Source organism: Brucella sp. MAB-22 (assembly GCF_025908475.1).
Classification (GTDB): Bacteria; Pseudomonadota; Alphaproteobacteria; order Rhizobiales; family Rhizobiaceae; genus Brucella; species Brucella anthropi.
Map to the genome: position 1 here is coordinate 1,148,280 of NZ_CP109781.1, position 17,197 is coordinate 1,165,476.

A 17,197-nucleotide genomic window follows, 5' to 3' on the forward strand; every position below is an offset into this window, starting at 1 on the left:
CGCGCAAAACCGCTTCGCACTTTTGCTGGAAATGCTTCAGGCTCTTTTTCTGAGCGGCAGACGGGCAGCGTCGAATGCGTTGGCAAGCCTTGCCGTATTTTTGGCTGGGTCTTCATCCGCATCTTCGAAGGCGATATGGTTCAGCTCTACTCCGGCGGTCTTGTCGGTCAGCGTCAGGCGGAAATAGGCATAGACGCCCTGATTGCGGAATTCCATGTCGAGCACGATGGCTGGAGCCGACTGCCAGTCGCAGAGATATTCGCCGCCATGGCCGAGTTCCAGCGTGCCGGGAAAGAAATAAAGCTCGGTAGCTGAACTGACGATATCGGCGATATTGGCAAAAAGCTCGCAGCGTATGAAAGCAATGTAATCCGCCGGATCGACCAGACGAAGATCGGTTGCGACCTCAACCAGGTTCTGGGCAATAATCGCCTCGCGCTCGTTCGAGAATTGCAGGCTCTTCATGGTTTCACCGCCGATCTGGGGGAACAGGCTGTCACTGTTCTGAAATATATAAAAATCATGGCTATTCATCAATGTATCGCGTGCCGTGCATTGATCACCCGGATAAGCTCGGCAACAGCCTTGTAGAATTCGGGCGCGATCATCTGGTCGACATTGACCTGTTTATAGAGCGCGCGCGCCAGCGGAACGTCCTCGAATATCGGGATGGAATGCTGCGCTGCAATCTCTCTTATCTTCAGTGCTATGAGATCCTGTCCCTTTGCTACAACGATCGGGGCTGCATCCTGATCGGGCTTGTAGCGCAGTGCTACGGAAAAATGAGTCGGATTTGCGACGATCAGCGTTGCCGTCGGAACGGTGTTGATCATGCGGCGGCGCGCACGGTCGCGGCCAAGCGAACGCAGGCGCGATTTGACCAGCGGGTCGCCTTCCGACTGCTTCAGTTCGTCTTTGACTTCCTGTCGCGTCATGCGCAGTTCCTGCCGCCAGTGAATGCGTGACCAGGCAAGGTCGAATGCCGCAATTGCGGTAATGGCCAGAACATTGGCGACGAGCAGGCGCACCATGTTCTCGCGCAGAAACTCCGGCAAGGCGCTCGGGTCGGAAGCGACCGCATCTGTGAAAAGACTGTTGCCGTTGAAGAAGACGACAAAGACGATGACACTTGCCGCCAGAAATTTCGCCAGCGATTTGAGGAATTCCACCTGACCGGCGCGCCCGAAAATCCGCTGCCAGCCTTTAAGCGGAGATATGCGGGATGCCTGCGGGCGGATGCGTTCGCCAACGAAGCGCGGCGCATTCTGGAATGCGGAGGCTGCAATACCGGCAAGCGGAATGATGATGAACACCGGCACCAGGGCTGCACCGACTGCCAGCGCCAGCACGCCGAACAAGCGGCTTGCATCTTCCGCGCTGTTGAGGAGCCAGTCCTCGGGGCGGTCGATTAGTTCGCGCAGGAAGACGGCGAGCTTCGTGGTGGCAGGCCCTGCGACAAAGACCGCGATAATCAGAAAGGAAGCAATACCGGCGAGGATCGGCGTTTCGCGGGAGAAGGGCATATTGCCCTTTTCCAAGGCGTCGCGGATCTTCTGCTCGGTGGCTTCTTCTGTTTTGCTTTCCTTGTCAGCATCATCTGCCATGGGTCACACAGGATCAGGACGAAGCTTCGCTTGCGTCGAGGGTGATGATACCGCGCTCGGAAAGATCGATGGCGATACGGGCTATCGTGCGGCGCGCATCGGCAATGTTCTGCGCGGTTATGTTGCCCTGCTCGGCGCCAAGCTCGGTTTCCACCATGCGGCGACCACGGGTCGAGAGCGACGAGAGAACGAGCTCCTGAAGCCTTGTGTCTGCTCCACGAAGTGCGGTTGCGATCTGTTCCGTCTGCACTTCATCGAAGAGCAGCAGGCGCGCGCGCTGCGACAGGCGCTCGATGTCTTCGAAGGTGAAGAGCTTGGCCTTGATGCGGTTGAGATCGTCGCGGTTGAGATCTTCCAGGCTCGCCATCAGTTCTTCCATCTCGCTTCTGTCGAGCTGGTTGAAGATGTTGGCGATCTGGCCGTGATGCGCCTTGACCGGACCGGAATCGCTGCGACCGAGAAGATCGCGCCGCAGCACGTCTTCGAGAAGTTCCGCAGCCGCCGGTGCCACATTGCCAATATGAAGCGAGCGCTGCACGACGGCATTGCGCAGCTGAGGCGGCAAGACGACGAACAGCCGGGCTGCGAGGTCGGATGGCAGCTTCGACACGATATAGGCGATGATCTGCGGATGCTGGTCGGTCAGATAGGCCTGCAGGTTATCAACCGGCAGGCGCCCAAGCTGCACCCAAACCGATTCCTGAACGAGCTGCGGCTGAACGCGGTCTTCCAGAACTGCATCGACTTCTTCCTGCGGCAGAGCTTCCCGCAAGAGACCTTCGAACCGTTGGGCGGCTTCTGAAACTGGCGCGCCTTCGGCAAAGGAATCCTCGAACTGCTTGACCAGCTGTTCGAAGTCGAGCGGAGAAATCGGTTCCAGCGTACGGGCATGACCGGCAAGCTTGCGCAGGTCCTCGGCATTGAAATGCTTCAGAAGACGTGAGGCAGCGGGGCGTCCGATGGCAACGAGGATCGCTGCCGCCTTTTGCGGGCCGGTCAGCGTATCGACGAGGCCGGTAGCGCCGCCTTCAAGGTCTTCCGCGAGGGCTTGCTGTTCATTGTCGGCCATGGTCACGTCCGTTACTTGCCGATGATTTCGGTGAGGCTGACACCGAAGCGCGAGGAATCGTCTTCAAGGACGATCACTTCGCCACGGGCGATGACGCGGCCATTGACCACGATATCGACCGGATCGCCGATCTGCTTGTCGAGGGTGATGACCGCACCGCGACCAAGCTTCATCAGATTGGCAACTGGCATGGTCGTGCCGCCAAGAACAACCTGAACATCGACAGGGATGCCCATGATGAGTTCGAGATTGGGTTTGGATGCGCCCTTCTGCGTGCCGCGCGGCTTTTCCTCGCGCAGTTCCTCAATGGCTTCGTCCAGTTCCTGCTGCATGTTCTTGTCCTTGTTGTCAGCGCTCATGCCTGCCCCGCAAGTTCGACGGTAGCTTTACGAACCGCGCGATGCACGAAAACCGGCAGCGCGTTCTTTTCCTTCGGGAGCGATTGTTCGGTGGCAGTGGCGATCTTGTCTTCGGTGCGCGGCGAGCTGTCAGCGACGTTGCGCGCATGGCGGATGTCGCGGGTCAGGGCCTTGCGCAGCCTGTTCAGTTCTTCGATGGCTTCTTCCATTTCGCGGCGCACGCGCTGCGTTTCGGCAAGACGGGCTTCGAGCTTGTTGTTTTCGTCCGTCAGGTCGGTGCGTTCGCTCTGGATCGCCTTGACGGCGCGCTCCAAACCGTTGGAGGCGGCTGCAACGCGCAGCGCCAGCAGCTTGCCAAGCTTGATCGTCTCGTTGGCTTTGCGGCCAACCACGATGAGCGCAGCAAGCGAGGCAAGAGCCATCAATGTGGAAAGCACGTTAGCCAGCAACAAGCTCATCGATGAAATCCTCTTCCTGATTGACCGGGTCGCCGACCTTGACTGTGAAATGAATGCCCGATTTGCCGAGCGTGCACTTGAAAAGCTGCTGATCGCCGGCGCGCAGGCGCACTTGCTTCATGGCATCGACAGGCAGTTTGAGAACCTGACCGATTTCGAGCATCGACAAGGCGTCCAGCGTCATCGACCCCTGCTGGATGAAAGCTTCGAGTTCGATGCGGGCACGGCTGACTTCCTGCCGCATCTTCTTCGCCCAGCTCGGATCGGTCTGGTTCATCGGACGGCGCAAAAAGGCTGCCACGGCATCCTGCATCGGCTTGTGCGTGCTGCGCGGCAGCAGCAGATGAACCTGCCCGGTTTTGCCTGCGGCAGTAACATCGATGCGGCAGGCGAAAAGGCGCGAGCGCTCGAAATTCTCACGGTCGAATTCGGCTGTGTCGGTGCATTCACCGGCGGTAAAAAGCGCCTGTCCGTTTGCGGCAAAAACCTGATCGAGAGAACTGGCGAGATGACCGGCAAGAAGAGCGGAAATCTTCTGTTCCAGCATGCCGAAAGGCCGGTCCTCATCGACAGAGCCGACATGGCCCTGTGCGCCATACATGGCTTCGATCACGGAGAAAACGAGCGTCGCATCGGCGGTGAGATAAAGTGTGCTGCCCCAACGCTCGGCCTTCAAAGGTGCGATGATCGCAGCCTTGTCGAGAATATCGGCAAAGGCAGCATCGTCAGTGCTTTCCACCTGGCCTGCTTCAACGTCGAATGCGGCAGCGCAGCCATGTTTCAGCCGGTCACAGAAATGGGTCGAGGCATCCTTGAACACATGGGCAAGCGACTTCAGGTCGTCGCCTGAAAGACCCGCTGCACGCAGCAGGTTCTCGGCCAGAACATCGCTTTTGCGGTTTTGCCCCAATGTGGCTGTGTCGGGGGTAGTCATCTTACGCTGCCTGCTGGGTCGGCGCGCTCGCCATGGTTTCCTGCTCGACCACATCGATGGTCGGGCGATCATAGGCGGAGATGGTCTTGCGGCCATATTCCACGGCGATCTGCGGCAGGGAGCCGTTCATATAGGCGAGAAGCGTCTGCTTCACGACGATGTAGAGGCGATTGTTCTTTTCGCGGGTCGATTTGATCTTGGCTGCGATCGGGCCGACCACGCCGTAAGAGAAGAAGATGCCGGCAAAGGTGCCGACAAGGGCGGCACCGATCAGATGGCCCAGCACTTCCGGCGACTGGTCCAGCGCGCCCATGGCTTTGATGACGCCGAGAACAGCGGCAACGATGCCGAGTGCCGGAAGGGCTTCGGAAATGCTGACCATGGCGTGGTAGGGCTTGAGCTTGTCGCGGGCGATGGTGTGGATTTCCTCGTCCATCAGCGCCTCGATTTCATGCGAGCGCACATTGCCCACGATGATGAGGCGGCAATAGTCGCAGATGAAATGGGTGAGGTCTTCTTTCTTCAATACGCTCGGATAGGCCTGAAAAATCGACGATTCCTTCGGGTTGTCGATATGCACTTCCACTTCGTTGCGCGACTTGGCGCGCAGCTCGCGCATCAGGCTGTAGAGCACGCCCAGAACGTCGAGATAGTCGCGCTGCTTTGGAACCGCATTGCTGAATGCTTCCATGCAGGCGCGGCCCGTGTCTTTCACGAGCGAGAAAGGGTTGGCGATGAAGAAGGTCCCGAGTGCCGCACCCAGAATGATGACGAATTCCCAGGGCTGAATGAGCACGCTGACATGTCCGCCCATGGCGATAAAGCCGCCCAGCATACAACCCAGTGTGATGACAAGACCGACGATAATGCCCAAAGCTCGAGACTCCCGCGTACAAGTTCGTTCATTGCACCTTATGGATCGCGGCTTGCGCGAAGCTTGCCAACTGGCACGGGCGGAAGCCAGCTTCGGACAAGCTTGGTCTTTCATAAAGGATCGAAATACCGGAAGGGGGTCATGCGCATGGTCGATACGATGACGAGTTATCGCCTGATCGCGGCGGATATGTCGCGGTCGTTGCAGCGTGTTTCGAAGGAACCATTGGTGGAGCGGGAAACCGCCTACTACAAGGAGAATATCGGCAAGGTGAAATCCATCGATGATTTCATGGCCGATAGCCGCCTTTATAATTACGCGATGAAGGCGTTCGGTCTGGAAGACATGGCCTTCGCCAAGGCGTTTGTCCGCAAGATTTTGACCGAAGGCATCACAAGCGACGATGCCATGGCAAACAAGCTGACCGACAAGCGCTACAAGGAATTTGCGACGGTCTTCGATTTTGCAGGCAAGGGTGCGGAGGCGACCGAGAGCACGGCGGCCCAACAAGGCGTCGTGGACAAATATCTTCGTCAGACGCTGGAAACGGAAGCCGGAAGCCAGAACGAAGGCGTGCGGCTGGCACTCTATTTCGCACGCAAGGCGCCGACGATCACCAATGCCTACGAAATCCTTGGCGACAAGGCGCTGGTGTCGATGATCCAGACGACCTTCGGCTGGCCATCCAGCATATCCAACGCTGATGTCGACAAGCAGGCGAAGATGATCGAGGACAAGATCGACTTCACCAAGATGTCCGATCCCGATTACGTATCGAAGCTCATTTCGCGCTTTACCGCCATGTATGAGATGAACAATCCAACGGCGAGCAGCCCGGCGTCGATTGCGTCCCTGCTTCTGGGCGGAACCTCGTCCGTCGGCATTTCGATGGATATTCTCAGCACCTTGCAGAACTTCAAGCCGGGCGGGCGTTAGGCGATGCAGAATAATTCGATTTATGTCGGGCTTTCGTCGCTCATCACGCTGGAACGGCGGATGGATGCCATTGCTCATAATGTCGCCAATGTCTCAACGGTCGGTTTCCGGGGCGAGGGCACCAAGTTCGATACCATCGTTTCGAACAAGGCCAGCGACGATGTGAGTTTCGCTACGGCGGGCAAGAGCTTCATCCGTACCGAAGCAGGCCCTATGATCAAGACCGACAATCCGCTGGATGTTGCGGTCAAGGGCGATGTCTGGATGTCGGTCTCGACACCGCAGGGGCAGATTTATACGCGTGACGGGCGCATGAACATGCTGCCGACGGGCGATCTCGTTTCCATCACCGGCCATCCGGTTCTCGATGTCGGCGGTGCCCCCATCGTACTCAATCCCGGCGGCGGCGCACCGAAGATTTCAAGCGACGGCGCAATCTACCAGAACGGAGCACAGATCGGTGCCATCGGTCTTTACACTATCCCGGCCGATGCCGACCTGACCTATGCAGGCACATCCGGCGTGATCCCGAACAAGCCTGCCCAGCCGGTGGCCGACGACAACAGCGTGGGCGTCGTGCAGGGCATGATCGAGGGATCGAATGTTGATGCCATGACGGAGATGACCCGCCTCATCAGCGTGAGCCGCGCCTTCGAGCAGGTCAACAATCTCTTGTCGCAGCAGGAAAGCACCGTCTCTGAAGCCATCAAGACCCTGGGCTCCAGAAACGGATGACGCCTGATCTGCCGCTCTCCCGTCTGGCCGCTTTTGCCCGTCAGCAATCGGTGGCGCCAAAGCCGCTCACCGGTATCGGCGGAACGGTGAGCGACGTGTCACGCTCGGCGATTGCCGTGCGCGGGCTTTCGCGTGATGCGCATTTGGGCGATGCGGTGGCGATCCACGCGCAAGGCGGCCAGAGCCTTGCCGAAATCATTCGGGTGGCTGACACGCAGGTGCTGGTCAAACCCTTCGATGACCGCATCATTCCGTCGCTTGGCGCTGCGGTTTTCGAGGAAGGGCCGATGCGCATCCGCCCGGCACTCGAATGGCGCGGACGTGTCATCAATGCGCTGGGCGAGGCGGTTGACGGGAAGGGCGCGTTGCAGCCCGGTACCCGGCCAATGGCATCCGAGAGCCTTGCACCGGCTGCCTTGCGCCGCGGGCGGGTGGATCGCGGCTTGCGTACAGGCGTCAATGTCATCGACATTTTCACGCCGCTTTGCTTCGGCCAGCGTATCGGCATCTTTGCAGGATCGGGTGTCGGCAAATCGACGCTGCTTGCGATGATGACGCGTGCGGCGGATTTCGACACGGTGGTGCTGGCTTTGACCGGCGAGCGCGGACGCGAAGTGCGCGAGATGCTGGAAGAGACCATGGCAGGTCACCTGGACAAAACGATAACCGTGGTTGCAACGGGCGATGAAAGCCCGATGATGCGCCGCCTCGCGCCCAATACGGCGACGGCCATTGCCGAATATTTTCGCGATCTCGGCCAGAATGTCCTGCTGATCGTCGACTCCGTCACGCGCTTTGCCCATGCAGCGCGTGAAGTGGCGATTGCCGCTGAGGAACCGCCGGTTTCGCGTGGCTATCCGCCAAGCGTCTTCAGCCAATTGCCACGTCTTCTGGAGCGCGCAGGGCCCGGTATCACGGAAGCGGGCGGCAGCATCACCGGCATCTATTCGGTACTGGTCGACGGCGACGATCACAATGATCCGGTTTCCGACACGATCCGCGGCACGCTGGACGGCCACATCGTGCTTGACCGGGCGATTGCAGCGCAGGGACGCTTTCCGGCGGTCGATATTCCGGGTTCGGTTTCGCGCCTTGCAAAGCACAATTGGACGCCGGAACAACGCAAGCTGGTCAGCCAATTGCGGGGCATGGTTGCCCGTTTTGAGGAAACGCGTGACCTGCGTGCCATCGGGGCGTACCAGAAAGGCCATGACGGCCTTCTGGACCAGGCGGTCGATCTTGTGCCGCGCATTTACGACGCCTTGCAGCAATCGCCGGAGACCGGCCTATCGGACGATCCCTATAATGACCTTGCCGCAGCACTGCGCGGCGACAGACAGGCGCAACACGCATGATGACGGGCTTTCGGAAGACAAAGGAAGAGAAACTCCTTGCAGATCTGACGGCGGAGGTCGAGGCCGCTGCACGACAGGAAGGCATGAAGAAGCCGCAGAGCAAGGTGGATCGCTACCTCAAGATCGCGGCCATCACACTCGCCGCCGGAAGTGCGATGCTGCCTTTCGTCACCTATCTTCAGCGCGTCGATCTGGGTTCGCCCGAGAAGGCCGAGCGCAAGATCATCGATCCGCTGGACCGTTCGGAACAGAAAACGGTGCGTCGTTTTCCGTCCTTCCGACCATCGGAGCAGGTTGCGCCGAATGCCGATGTGGACAACACGATGACAGGCTCGGTCATGTCGAACGGCAAGGGGCTTCCGGGCACCGGCATGGGCAATGGCGGCGATGGAAGCGGGGATGGGCAGGCGTTTCCGAAGCCGGTTTTCGCGCTGCGCGAAGTCGTTGGCGGCATGGCGATGATCGAGGATACGTCCGGCTACTGGTTCGTCGAAAAAGGCTCGTTGCTGCCCGATGGCAGTCACCTCGTTTCAATCGGTCGCGGTGCAGGCACCTGGCAGCTCACGACATCGTCGGGCGATGTGATTGAGATGCGGAGGTGAGGGGGAAGGCAATAAGGCCCTCCTGCCCTATCCTCCCGCAAGCTTGACGCAAGTTCCGGCCTTTAAGTTAATCAACTGTAAAGGCGGGAAACTCCATGAGCTCCATTCATCTTTTCGATCTGGCTGCAAGGCAGGCGCAGTGGTTGTCGGTGAGACAAGCCACTGTTGCGGGCAATGTCGCTAATGCGAACACGCCGGATTTCCGGGCGCGGGACGTGCAGCCTTTCGCGGATGTGCTGGACAAGACTCAGCTTACCATGGCTGCCACCAGCCCTCTGCATCTGGAATCCGGGGCCGACGGGATCGCCGGTGCGCGCCTGCGGCCGGACGACATCACCGAGCAGACCCATTCCGGCAATACGGTCGATGTCGAACAGGAAATGATGAAGGCCGGTGAGATCGCCCGCGAATATTCGCTCAACACAAGCATCGTCAAAGCGTTCCATCGCATGATGCTTTCGGTCGCGAAGGGGTAGTTATGTCTTCCGATGCCTTGCAAAGCACATTGAAGATCGCAGCGTCGGGCCTTTCGGCCCAATCGACGCGTCTGCGCATCGTTTCCGAAAACATCGCCAATGCGCAGTCCACCGCCGAGACTGCCGACGCCGATCCCTATCGCCGCAAGACGGTGTCCTTCCGCACCGAGCTGGAACAGGGCACAGGAGCCGCCGAAGTTCGCATTGCCGAAGTCGGCAAGGACACATCGCCCTTTATCGAGCAATACGAGCCGAGCCATCCCGCAGCGGATGAGCGCGGCTATGTCCGTTACCCCAATGTCAACATGGTCGTCGAAATGGCGGACATGCGCGAAGCCAATCGTTCCTATGAAGCCAATTTGCAGGTCGTGAAACAAGCCCGTGAGCTGATCTCCATGACCATCGATCTCTTGAGGAGCACATAATGTACGACTCGATCATGAGCATTTCGGCGCGCAATGCCCTGTCGCGCCTCTCGGAAACCGTAGCCGAAAAGGGCGTGGGTTCCACTTCCGCGCCGCAGGCTGTTCCGGCAGCTCCGGGTGCCTCGTTCGGCGAAGTCCTGTCGCAGATGACGGATTCCGTCGGCCAGAAGCTGCAGACGGCTGAAGCGACGTCCATTCAGGGCATCAAGGGCGATGCGCCGGTGCGCGATGTGGTCAGCTCCGTCATGGAAGCCGAACAGTCGCTTCAGACGGCCATCGCGATCCGCGACAAGATCGTGCAGGCCTATCTCGAAATCAGCCGTATGCCCATCTGATTTGCGGTAGCCAAGGATAAATAAGCCATGAAAGCCCTGACGATCGCCGCCACCGGCATGAACGCCCAGCAGCTCAATCTGGAAGTGATTGCCAACAACATCGCCAATATCAACACAACGGGCTTCAAGCGCGCGCGTGCGGAATTTTCCGATCTTCTTTATCAGTCCGAGCGTACGGCAGGCGTGCCCAATCAGGCTAACCAGTCCATCGTGCCGGAAGGCGCTCTGGTTGGCCTTGGCGTGCAGACGGCAGCGGTGCGCAATCTCCATATGCAGGGCAGTTTCAACCAGACCGGCAATCCATTCGATCTGGCTTTGACCGGCAAGGGCTGGTTTCAGATTCAGAGCCCGACCGGCGAGACGCTTTATGCGCGCGCTGGCGCGTTCAACAAGAATGCCGATGGCCAGCTTGTGACGCTCGATGGCAATCCTGTCGAACCGGCGATCACCATTCCGCCAGACGCCGTTGAAGTGACGATCACCGATACGGGACAGGTTTTCGCCAAGCTGCAGGATCAGGTCAATCAGGTCGATCTCGGCCAGCTGACCCTCGCCAACTTCACCAATGAAGCGGGTCTGGAGCCGCTCGGCGGTAATCTCTATCGCGAGACGGAAGCATCCGGCGGTCCGCTGGTCGGCGTGCCAGGCGATCCGGGCTACGGCTCGATCAAGCAGGGCTATCTCGAAGCGTCGAATGTCGATCCGGTGAAGGAAATCACCGATCTCATCACGGCGCAGCGTGCCTATGAAATGAACTCCAAGGTTATTCAGGCTGCCGACGAAATGGCGGCAACCGTATCGAAGAACTTGCGCTGACGGTGATGGCGATGGGCTGTGTGAAGGCGATCTTTCAAAAGAAAAGGCTGGTTCTTGCCGGTGGCTTCCTGCTTGCCGCAATGGCTGGCGCACGTGCGGCAGACCGCATCGCCTTTGTGGTGCCTTCGGCCACCGTCTATCCCGGCCAGATCGTAAGCGATACGGCATTGCTGGAGAAGCAGTTCTTCATCAATGCGCCGGCGGCGACCCAATATGTGCTATCCCCGGATCAGGCGGCAGGCAAGGTGGCGCGCAAGACGCTGCTCCCCGGCAAGCCGATCCTCGTTTCCGCATTGGGGGAGCCGTCTCTGGTTACACGCGGTGTTCCGGCACCGCTGGTCTTTACCGCCGGTACGCTGACCATAACCGCCATGGGCACACCGCTCGAATCCGGTGCGGCTGGCGATTTCATCAAGGTTCGTAACGTCGACAGCGGCATCATCGTGTCAGGTACGGTGCTGGCCAATGGGCGCATTCAGGTGGGGATGCAGTGAGAAAGACTTGCGCCGCCCAGATTGCTACTTTGTTCGCCGTCCTGGCGCTCGTTTTTCAGCCTGTTGCAGGATTTGCGGACGAGTCGTCGAAGAATGCGCGGGAATTCGGTTCCGCAGTGGATGCCGATGCCGATTGGCTTGGCTCGGGTGGCGATCCGTCGAAAATGGCCTATGCCGAACTTGGCCGGGGAAGCGCGGTTGCGCGCCTGAAGGATATCGCCACCATTCAGGGCGTGCGTGAAAACCAGCTTGTGGGCTATGGTCTTGTCATCGGCCTCAAGGGCACCGGGGACAGCCTGCGCAATTCGCCGTTCACCGAACAGTCCATGCGCGCCATGCTGGATAATCTCGGCATCAGCGCGCCGCGCAACTCCACCCGCTCGAAAAACACGGCTGCGGTCATCGTGACAGCGAACCTGCCCGCCTTTGCCGGTGCCGGTTCGCGCATCGATGTGACGGTATCGTCGCTCGGCGATGCGACGTCGCTGCAGGGCGGCACACTGGTCATGACCCAGCTCATGGGTGCCGACAATCAGATTTATGCCGTTGCACAGGGCAACATGATCGTGTCCGGCTTTGCGGCGGAAGGTGAAGCCGCAAGCGTGACGCAGGGTGTGCCGACTTCCGGTCGCATCCCCAATGGCGCGCTGGTCGAACGCGAAGTGGCGGGTAATTTCGGCAAGGAAACCGAAATGATCGTCGAGCTGCGCGATCCTGATTTCACCACTGCCGTGCGCGCTGCCGACACGATCAATGTCTTCGCCAAGCGCCGTTATGGTCGCGGTGTCGCTATTGCGCGCGACGCCAAGACGATCCGCCTGTCGCGTCCGAAGAACGTGCCTGCCGCACGTTTCCTCGCAGAGCTTGAAGGCCTGCCGATCACGACTGACGAAGTGGCGCGTGTGGTGGTTGACGAACGGACAGGAACTGTCGTCATCGGCGAGAAGGTGCGTATCTCCAAAGTGGCGATCAGCCATGGCAGCTTGACGGTTCGTGTAACAGAAACCCCGATGGTCGTTCAGCCAGAGCCGTTCAGCGATGGTGTAACGGCTGTCGAACCGAACACCGATATCGCCGTTAACCAGCAGAACGCCAAGATTGGCATTCTGACCGGCGCAAATCTTGAAAATCTGGTGAAGGGCCTGAACCAGATCGGCGTGAAGCCGACCGGCATCATCGCAATATTGCAAGCTATCAAGACATCCGGCGCGCTTCATGCGGAACTGGTGGTGCAATGACCATGGCTCATAAAATGATCCGGTATGGTTCGGCAGTGGCGCTGCTTCTGGCTGCCTCCGCTCCGGCATTGGCGCAGCAGGCGGTGACGCCAGCTCAAGCACCGGTGGAGGCATCGGCGGCACAGCAGCTTGCTTCTTCGCCGCCGCTTGGCAACCTCGATGAAATCCGCAAGTTCTGCGGCAATATCGACGATCAGGCGGCGGACGCCCGCTACGCGCTGCAGGCCAAGCAATTGACCGAGCTGAAGGCCGATGTCGAGGAACGGATGCGTGCGCTTGAGGAAAAGCGCCGGGAATATGAAATGTGGCTGAAGCGCCGCGACGAGTTTGTCAGCAAGGCGCAGGATTCGCTGGTCGACATCATCTCGAAAATGAAGCCTGATGCAGCGGCGGCGCAGATGGCGCTGATTGGCGACGAAGCGGCGGCAGCCCTGATCCTCAAGCTCAACCCGCGCGTATCCAGTATCATCCTCAATGAAATGCCGCCGGAAAAGGCCGCCAAGCTGGCACGCGTCATCGTCGGTTCGCAGCGCACGACGACTGCACCGCAGGCTGTGAAGGATCAGTCGGGCAGGGATCAGCGCGCCGCGGCGCAGTCCGGGAATACGGTTCAATGAAAAACAGCATGAACAAAGCAACCCTTACAGCAGCAGTACTGGTTCTTCTGGCCGGTTGTGCCACCAAGCCGGAGGAAATCGGTCGGGCACCCGATCTGTCCCCGGTTGCGGCCCATCTTGGTATTCAGAACAATCCGCAGTTCAACGGCTATCCGGCGCGTCCGAGCAAGGCGACCTATTCGCTCTGGGACCAGCGTTCGACCAATTTCTTCAAGGATCCGCGTGCGGCGACGCCGGGTGATGTCCTGACCGTCATCATTTCAATCAACGATCGCGCCAATCTCGATAACAAGACGGATCGCGAGCGTGTGTCGAAGGGCATTTACGGTGCCGGTGGTTCGTTTGCCACGAGCAGCAGCACGGGTGCCGGTGCCGGCGGCGACATGGATGCTTCGCTCAACACCCATTCCGACAGCAAGTCGAAGGGTAAGGGCACCATCGAGCGCAGTGAAGATATCCGCCTGCAGGTTGCTGCCATCGTCACCGATACACTGCCCAATGGAAACATGATCATCCGCGGGTCGCAGGAAGTGCGCGTCAACAATGAGCTGCGCGTGCTGAATGTCGCCGGTGTCGTGCGTCCGCGCGATATTTCCGGCAATAACACGATTTCCTACGACAAGATTGCCGAAGCCCGCATTTCCTATGGTGGCCGCGGACGTCTGAGCGAGATTCAGCAGCCGCCTTACGGCCAGCAGATTCTCGATCAGGTTTCTCCGTTCTAGGGCGCTGAGCATGAGTGACACGACGGCAACGGAAAAAGACGGTAAGGCGAAAGGCTCCCTGACGGGGCTGCTGGCGGCTGTCGCGGTTCTGACCGTCATCGCGGGCGGTGGCGGCTGGTATCTGGGCGGCATGATTTCCGCCGATCAGCTGGCATCGGCCAAACCTTCCGGCAAGGAAGACAAGCCGAAGCAGGGCGACTTCGAATCGCGTTCCATCGGCACTGTCGTGCCCCTGCAGCCGATCATCACCAATCTCGGCATTCCGCAGAACACCTGGGTGCGTCTCGAAGCCTCGCTGGTGGCAAAGCCGGGCCATGAAATTCCGGCGGCGGTGGCGGCAAGCGTTGGCGATGATTTCCTGAGCTTCCTGCGCAGTGTCAACCTCATGCAATTGCAGGGCGCGGCAGGGCTTGCCTATCTGCGTTCCGATTTGGAAGAACGCGCGCGCCTGCGTTCGGAAGGCGCGGTCGACCGGGTCTTTATTTCGGCACTGGTCGTAGAATGAAAAAACTCCTTGGCCTCGGCCTCATCCTGACGCTTGCTCTCACCGTCTCCGCACAGGCACAGCAGCCGCTCACGCTCGACAATCTGTTGCCAGCGGGTGGCGGTGCTGCCAGCGGCCAGATCGTGCAGTTGTTCGGGCTCCTGACGGTGCTTTCCATCGCGCCGGGCCTGCTCATTATGGTGACGAGCTTCACGCGCTTTGCCATCGCGTTTTCGCTGCTGCGTTCAGGGCTTGGTCTCCAGACCGCGCCGGCCAGCATGGTGATGATTTCGCTTGCCCTGTTCATGACCTTCTATGTCATGGCGCCCGCCTTCGACCGGGCCTGGAACAATGGCGTGCAACCCTTGATGCGCAACGAAATCACGCAGGAAGCTGCATTCGAAGAAATTTCGCAGCCTTTCCGTGAATTCATGATGGGGCAGGTGCGTGACAAGGACCTGCGGCTCTTTGAAGATCTCGCTGATCCATCGTTCCGCACCGGCGATGACGGTATCGTCGATTTCCGCGTGCTGGTTCCAGCCTTCATGATCTCGGAACTGCGGCGTGGTTTTGAAATCGGCTTCCTGATCGTGCTGCCATTTCTGGTGATCGACCTCGTCGTGGCGACGCTCACCATGTCGATGGGTATGATGATGCTGCCGCCGACGGTGATCTCGCTGCCGTTCAAGATTCTGTTCTTCGTGCTGATCGACGGCTGGAATATTCTGGTCGGAAGCCTCATACGATCCTTTTCGTAGAGACTGGAACGAGCTGACACACCGCAGCTCGTTCCGAAAGTTCAGTTGTTGATGCGGACTGTCAGCTTATAGTCGCAGGTGTCATGATTGACCTCTTCGGCCACAAGAGTACAGGTGGGGCTGCTGCCGGTACCGTCGGACTTGATGAAATGCCGACTATAGCCCGACGCCTTGCATCCAGGTGCAGGATTGGTGAAGCTTGGCCCTTCAGCATAAACCGTCAACTGACACGACTTATAAACGGTGTTATCGGAATAGCGGTACCTCGCAATCATCGAACGTAGATAAGTATCATCTTCTGCCTTGTGTGTGAGGACGCCGGTTGCACCATTCGCAATTGTCGATGGTCGTGTACACTTTCCGTCGGGATTACAGGCGCCTTGTGTATAATTGATGGACTTGCCCGCATTGTTGATCCAGTTCACTGTGATCTGATTGTCGGCCAATGCAGCTGAAGCGGCGACGAGCGAAACAGCCAGAATTGAAAAACGAAGCATGATCTTCCTTCCATTAGTTAACACTTGTGGAACATAAGGCGAACATATGGAGTGGGGATAAGTTTGGACCGGTGGGTCGCGTCGATCTGTCAGGAACCCACTTGATGAAAAAGAAAACCTCAATTAAAATTTGAGCGGATTATTTAGTAATCTCTTAATATTTCGAGCTTACGACGATCCTCATGGTGGGTTTCCGCGCGTTACGCGGCAACAGGCATGATGCCGCTCCACCATGCCGGTAATATAAAAATCCGGCCTGTCCCTCAGATTGTTTTTCCCAAGGGGCAAAAAACTATGGCTAGCATTCTTACAAATTCGTCGGCTCTGACCGCTCTCCAGACGCTTTCTTCGACCAACAAGGCACTGGAATCAACCCAGAACCGTATCTCGACCGGTCTCAAGGTTGCCGGTGCATCCGACAACGCTGCTTACTGGTCCATCGCAACGACCATGCGTTCGGATAACAAAGCCAACTCGGTTGTGCAGGATTCGCTCGGCCTCGGTGCTGGCAAGGTTGACACAGCTTATACGGCCATGAACAAGGCCATCGAAGTTGTTGACCAGATCAAGCAGAAGGTTCTTCTTGCGAAGACTTCTGGTGCGGAAGATCGCGCCAAGATTCAGAGCGAAATCGCAACCTATGTTGCTCAGCTCAAGGACAATGTTTCCGGCGCCAACTATGCCGGTTCCAACCTGCTGACCTCGGATTCGTCGAAGGACACCGCTGATCCTGCTGCCACCCCGGCAGTAGCTGAAAGCAATTCGCTCAACGTCATCACCTCTTACAACCGTGATGCTTCGGGCAAGGTAACGACCGGCACGATTTCGGTGAATTACTCCACGACGCGCCTTATCGATTCCGGCACCGGCACGGCTGCCGGCGTTCTCGACAAGAACGGCGGTGCATCTGCCAAGTCGATCCTCGACATCAATGTCGCTGATCTGACCGGCGTTACGGATTATGACGCTACGGACGTGACTGGGACCGAAGGCGCGGCATTCGACAACCTCCTGACCGACATTGAAGCCGCTCTCGGCTCGATGGCAACTTCTGCTGCTGAATTGGGTGCCGCAAAGGCACGCATCGACATGCAGAAGGATTTCGTTTCGAGCCTTTCGGACTCGATCGAAAAGGGCGTTGGCCAGCTCGTTGACGCTGACATGAACAAGGAATCGGCACGTCTGTCGGCTCTTCAGGTTCAGCAGCAGCTCGGCGTTCAGGCTCTGTCGATTGCCAACTCGTCGAACCAGAACATCCTGTCGCTGTTCCGCGGCTAATCTGAGTAGACAGCAAGGGCGCCAGGTTGCCGGCGCTCGCGAGTTCTCAGGTAAATCAGGGGTTCGCATCCGAACCGACCTGATCGGATCGGATGTCTTTGGGCGGAAAACGGGGCGCGGGATTTATT

Annotated in this window: 23 protein-coding genes; 15 read left to right on the top strand and 8 right to left on the bottom strand. The window is 58.6% G+C overall.

The annotated features are described in order from the left end of the window. Nucleotides 1–36: 36 nt before the first annotated feature. The 7 genes from OHI65_RS05095 to motA all read right to left on the bottom strand — a co-directional run bounded on the left by OHI65_RS05095 (nucleotide 37) and on the right by motA (nucleotide 5,298). Nucleotides 37–465 (bottom strand): hypothetical protein, encoded by a 429-nt coding sequence (locus OHI65_RS05095; protein ID WP_012093524.1) that lies wholly within the window; start codon nucleotides 463–465, stop codon nucleotides 37–39. 68 nt (nucleotides 466–533) lie between these two features. Next, the gene (gene flhB / locus OHI65_RS05100; RefSeq protein ID WP_010660717.1) at nucleotides 534–1,604 is read right to left on the bottom strand and encodes a flagellar biosynthesis protein FlhB; all 1,071 of its coding nucleotides are present in this window, start codon (nucleotides 1,602–1,604) and stop codon (nucleotides 534–536) included. Between the two features lie 13 nt (nucleotides 1,605–1,617). Then, nucleotides 1,618–2,673 (bottom strand): flagellar motor switch protein FliG, encoded by a 1,056-nt coding sequence (locus OHI65_RS05105; RefSeq protein WP_010660718.1) that lies wholly within the window; start codon nucleotides 2,671–2,673, stop codon nucleotides 1,618–1,620. A gap of 11 nt (nucleotides 2,674–2,684) precedes the next feature. Continuing rightward, a complete protein-coding gene (fliN, locus tag OHI65_RS05110) occupies nucleotides 2,685–3,032 on the bottom strand; it encodes a flagellar motor switch protein FliN (protein ID WP_012093523.1) in 348 nt (115 codons plus the stop codon). After that, nucleotides 3,029–3,490 (bottom strand): BAB2_0123 family type IV secretion system effector, encoded by a 462-nt coding sequence (locus OHI65_RS05115; protein WP_012093522.1) that lies wholly within the window; start codon nucleotides 3,488–3,490, stop codon nucleotides 3,029–3,031. Before OHI65_RS05115 ends, fliN begins: the two co-directional genes overlap by 4 nt. Further along, entirely contained in the window at nucleotides 3,471–4,424 is a 954-nt protein-coding gene (locus OHI65_RS05120) for a FliM/FliN family flagellar motor switch protein (RefSeq protein ID WP_012093521.1), read from the bottom strand. The genes OHI65_RS05115 and OHI65_RS05120 overlap by 20 nt, the downstream gene beginning before the upstream one ends. Nucleotide 4,425: 1 nt before the next feature. Beyond that, nucleotides 4,426–5,298 carry a flagellar motor stator protein MotA gene (gene motA / locus OHI65_RS05125; RefSeq protein WP_010660722.1) on the bottom strand — a complete coding sequence of 291 codons (873 nt, stop codon included), beginning with the start codon at nucleotides 5,296–5,298 and terminating at the stop codon, nucleotides 4,426–4,428. A 147-nt stretch (nucleotides 5,299–5,445) separates the two neighbouring features. Between motA and OHI65_RS05130 the strand changes: the two genes are divergently transcribed. The 14 genes from OHI65_RS05130 to fliP all read left to right on the top strand — a co-directional run bounded on the left by OHI65_RS05130 (nucleotide 5,446) and on the right by fliP (nucleotide 15,294). Further along, nucleotides 5,446–6,234 carry a DUF1217 domain-containing protein gene (locus tag OHI65_RS05130; RefSeq protein ID WP_125301837.1) on the top strand — a complete coding sequence of 263 codons (789 nt, stop codon included), beginning with the start codon at nucleotides 5,446–5,448 and terminating at the stop codon, nucleotides 6,232–6,234. Between the two features lie 3 nt (nucleotides 6,235–6,237). After that, nucleotides 6,238–6,969 carry a flagellar basal-body rod protein FlgF gene (gene flgF / locus OHI65_RS05135; RefSeq protein ID WP_012093519.1) on the top strand — a complete coding sequence of 244 codons (732 nt, stop codon included), beginning with the start codon at nucleotides 6,238–6,240 and terminating at the stop codon, nucleotides 6,967–6,969. After that, nucleotides 6,966–8,324, top strand: a complete 1,359-nt coding sequence (gene fliI / locus OHI65_RS05140; RefSeq protein WP_012093518.1) for a flagellar protein export ATPase FliI — start codon at nucleotides 6,966–6,968, stop codon at nucleotides 8,322–8,324. Before flgF ends, fliI begins: the two co-directional genes overlap by 4 nt. Further along, nucleotides 8,321–8,926, top strand: a complete 606-nt coding sequence (locus OHI65_RS05145) for a hypothetical protein (RefSeq protein WP_012093517.1) — start codon at nucleotides 8,321–8,323, stop codon at nucleotides 8,924–8,926. Before fliI ends, OHI65_RS05145 begins: the two co-directional genes overlap by 4 nt. Nucleotides 8,927–9,021: 95 nt before the next feature. Beyond that, nucleotides 9,022–9,402, top strand: coding sequence for a flagellar basal body rod protein FlgB (gene flgB / locus OHI65_RS05150; RefSeq protein ID WP_010660727.1), 381 nt, complete (start codon nucleotides 9,022–9,024; stop codon nucleotides 9,400–9,402). 2 nt (nucleotides 9,403–9,404) lie between these two features. Further along, on the top strand, nucleotides 9,405–9,827 hold the full coding sequence (gene flgC / locus OHI65_RS05155) for a flagellar basal body rod protein FlgC (protein ID WP_012093515.1): 423 nt from the start codon (nucleotides 9,405–9,407) through the stop codon (nucleotides 9,825–9,827). Next, the gene (locus OHI65_RS05160; RefSeq protein ID WP_010660729.1) at nucleotides 9,827–10,162 is read left to right on the top strand and encodes a flagellar hook-basal body complex protein FliE; all 336 of its coding nucleotides are present in this window, start codon (nucleotides 9,827–9,829) and stop codon (nucleotides 10,160–10,162) included. The genes flgC and OHI65_RS05160 overlap by 1 nt, the downstream gene beginning before the upstream one ends. A 27-nt stretch (nucleotides 10,163–10,189) precedes the next feature. Next, nucleotides 10,190–10,978: a flagellar basal-body rod protein FlgG gene (gene flgG / locus OHI65_RS05165; protein WP_010660730.1), complete on the top strand. Its 789-nt coding sequence runs from the start codon at nucleotides 10,190–10,192 to the stop codon at nucleotides 10,976–10,978. An 11-nt stretch (nucleotides 10,979–10,989) separates the two neighbouring features. After that, nucleotides 10,990–11,472 (top strand): flagellar basal body P-ring formation chaperone FlgA, encoded by a 483-nt coding sequence (gene flgA, locus OHI65_RS05170; RefSeq protein WP_125301834.1) that lies wholly within the window; start codon nucleotides 10,990–10,992, stop codon nucleotides 11,470–11,472. Next, the gene (locus OHI65_RS05175; protein WP_012093512.1) at nucleotides 11,469–12,710 is read left to right on the top strand and encodes a flagellar basal body P-ring protein FlgI; all 1,242 of its coding nucleotides are present in this window, start codon (nucleotides 11,469–11,471) and stop codon (nucleotides 12,708–12,710) included. The genes flgA and OHI65_RS05175 overlap by 4 nt, the downstream gene beginning before the upstream one ends. After that, nucleotides 12,707–13,327, top strand: coding sequence for a MotE family protein (locus tag OHI65_RS05180; protein WP_012093511.1), 621 nt, complete (start codon nucleotides 12,707–12,709; stop codon nucleotides 13,325–13,327). The genes OHI65_RS05175 and OHI65_RS05180 overlap by 4 nt, the downstream gene beginning before the upstream one ends. Next, the gene (gene flgH / locus OHI65_RS05185; RefSeq protein ID WP_094515875.1) at nucleotides 13,324–14,052 is read left to right on the top strand and encodes a flagellar basal body L-ring protein FlgH; all 729 of its coding nucleotides are present in this window, start codon (nucleotides 13,324–13,326) and stop codon (nucleotides 14,050–14,052) included. The genes OHI65_RS05180 and flgH overlap by 4 nt, the downstream gene beginning before the upstream one ends. Nucleotides 14,053–14,062: 10 nt before the next feature. Beyond that, nucleotides 14,063–14,557: a flagellar basal body-associated FliL family protein gene (locus OHI65_RS05190; RefSeq protein ID WP_125301758.1), complete on the top strand. Its 495-nt coding sequence runs from the start codon at nucleotides 14,063–14,065 to the stop codon at nucleotides 14,555–14,557. Further along, nucleotides 14,554–15,294 carry a flagellar type III secretion system pore protein FliP gene (gene fliP / locus OHI65_RS05195; protein ID WP_125301754.1) on the top strand — a complete coding sequence of 247 codons (741 nt, stop codon included), beginning with the start codon at nucleotides 14,554–14,556 and terminating at the stop codon, nucleotides 15,292–15,294. Before OHI65_RS05190 ends, fliP begins: the two co-directional genes overlap by 4 nt. Before the next feature lie 41 nt (nucleotides 15,295–15,335). Here the strand turns inward: fliP and OHI65_RS05200 are convergent, their stop codons facing one another. Beyond that, complete coding sequence (locus tag OHI65_RS05200) at nucleotides 15,336–15,791, bottom strand: hypothetical protein (protein WP_040128573.1); 456 nt, start codon at nucleotides 15,789–15,791, stop codon at nucleotides 15,336–15,338. 294 nt (nucleotides 15,792–16,085) lie between these two features. Here OHI65_RS05200 and OHI65_RS05205 point away from each other — a divergent pair, with 294 nt between their 5' ends. Beyond that, nucleotides 16,086–17,069 (top strand): flagellin, encoded by a 984-nt coding sequence (locus OHI65_RS05205; RefSeq protein ID WP_125301751.1) that lies wholly within the window; start codon nucleotides 16,086–16,088, stop codon nucleotides 17,067–17,069. Nucleotides 17,070–17,197 lie beyond the last annotated feature (128 nt).

Excerpts from the sequence above, each read along its gene's own strand:
- OHI65_RS05160 (WP_010660729.1), top strand. The coding sequence starts at position 9,827 with ATGTACGACTCGATCATGAGCATTTCGGCGCGCAATGCCCTGTCGCGC.
- flgG (WP_010660730.1), top strand. The coding sequence starts at position 10,190 with ATGAAAGCCCTGACGATCGCCGCCACCGGCATGAACGCCCAGCAGCTC.
- OHI65_RS05120 (WP_012093521.1), bottom strand. The coding sequence starts at position 4,424 with ATGACTACCCCCGACACAGCCACATTGGGGCAAAACCGCAAAAGCGAT.
- flgH (WP_094515875.1), top strand. The coding sequence starts at position 13,324 with ATGAAAAACAGCATGAACAAAGCAACCCTTACAGCAGCAGTACTGGTT.
- OHI65_RS05145 (WP_012093517.1), top strand. The coding sequence starts at position 8,321 with ATGATGACGGGCTTTCGGAAGACAAAGGAAGAGAAACTCCTTGCAGAT.
- OHI65_RS05130 (WP_125301837.1), top strand. The coding sequence starts at position 5,446 with ATGGTCGATACGATGACGAGTTATCGCCTGATCGCGGCGGATATGTCG.
- flgC (WP_012093515.1), top strand. The coding sequence starts at position 9,405 with ATGTCTTCCGATGCCTTGCAAAGCACATTGAAGATCGCAGCGTCGGGC.
- flgF (WP_012093519.1), top strand. The coding sequence starts at position 6,238 with ATGCAGAATAATTCGATTTATGTCGGGCTTTCGTCGCTCATCACGCTG.
- flhB (WP_010660717.1), bottom strand. The coding sequence starts at position 1,604 with ATGGCAGATGATGCTGACAAGGAAAGCAAAACAGAAGAAGCCACCGAG.
- flgA (WP_125301834.1), top strand. The coding sequence starts at position 10,990 with ATGGGCTGTGTGAAGGCGATCTTTCAAAAGAAAAGGCTGGTTCTTGCC.
- OHI65_RS05095 (WP_012093524.1), bottom strand. The coding sequence starts at position 465 with ATGAAGAGCCTGCAATTCTCGAACGAGCGCGAGGCGATTATTGCCCAG.
- fliN (WP_012093523.1), bottom strand. The coding sequence starts at position 3,032 with ATGAGCGCTGACAACAAGGACAAGAACATGCAGCAGGAACTGGACGAA.
- OHI65_RS05190 (WP_125301758.1), top strand. The coding sequence starts at position 14,063 with ATGAGTGACACGACGGCAACGGAAAAAGACGGTAAGGCGAAAGGCTCC.
- fliP (WP_125301754.1), top strand. The coding sequence starts at position 14,554 with ATGAAAAAACTCCTTGGCCTCGGCCTCATCCTGACGCTTGCTCTCACC.
- OHI65_RS05200 (WP_040128573.1), bottom strand. The coding sequence starts at position 15,791 with ATGCTTCGTTTTTCAATTCTGGCTGTTTCGCTCGTCGCCGCTTCAGCT.
- OHI65_RS05115 (WP_012093522.1), bottom strand. The coding sequence starts at position 3,490 with ATGAGCTTGTTGCTGGCTAACGTGCTTTCCACATTGATGGCTCTTGCC.
- OHI65_RS05205 (WP_125301751.1), top strand. The coding sequence starts at position 16,086 with ATGGCTAGCATTCTTACAAATTCGTCGGCTCTGACCGCTCTCCAGACG.
- fliI (WP_012093518.1), top strand. The coding sequence starts at position 6,966 with ATGACGCCTGATCTGCCGCTCTCCCGTCTGGCCGCTTTTGCCCGTCAG.
- OHI65_RS05105 (WP_010660718.1), bottom strand. The coding sequence starts at position 2,673 with ATGGCCGACAATGAACAGCAAGCCCTCGCGGAAGACCTTGAAGGCGGC.
- OHI65_RS05180 (WP_012093511.1), top strand. The coding sequence starts at position 12,707 with ATGACCATGGCTCATAAAATGATCCGGTATGGTTCGGCAGTGGCGCTG.
- flgB (WP_010660727.1), top strand. The coding sequence starts at position 9,022 with ATGAGCTCCATTCATCTTTTCGATCTGGCTGCAAGGCAGGCGCAGTGG.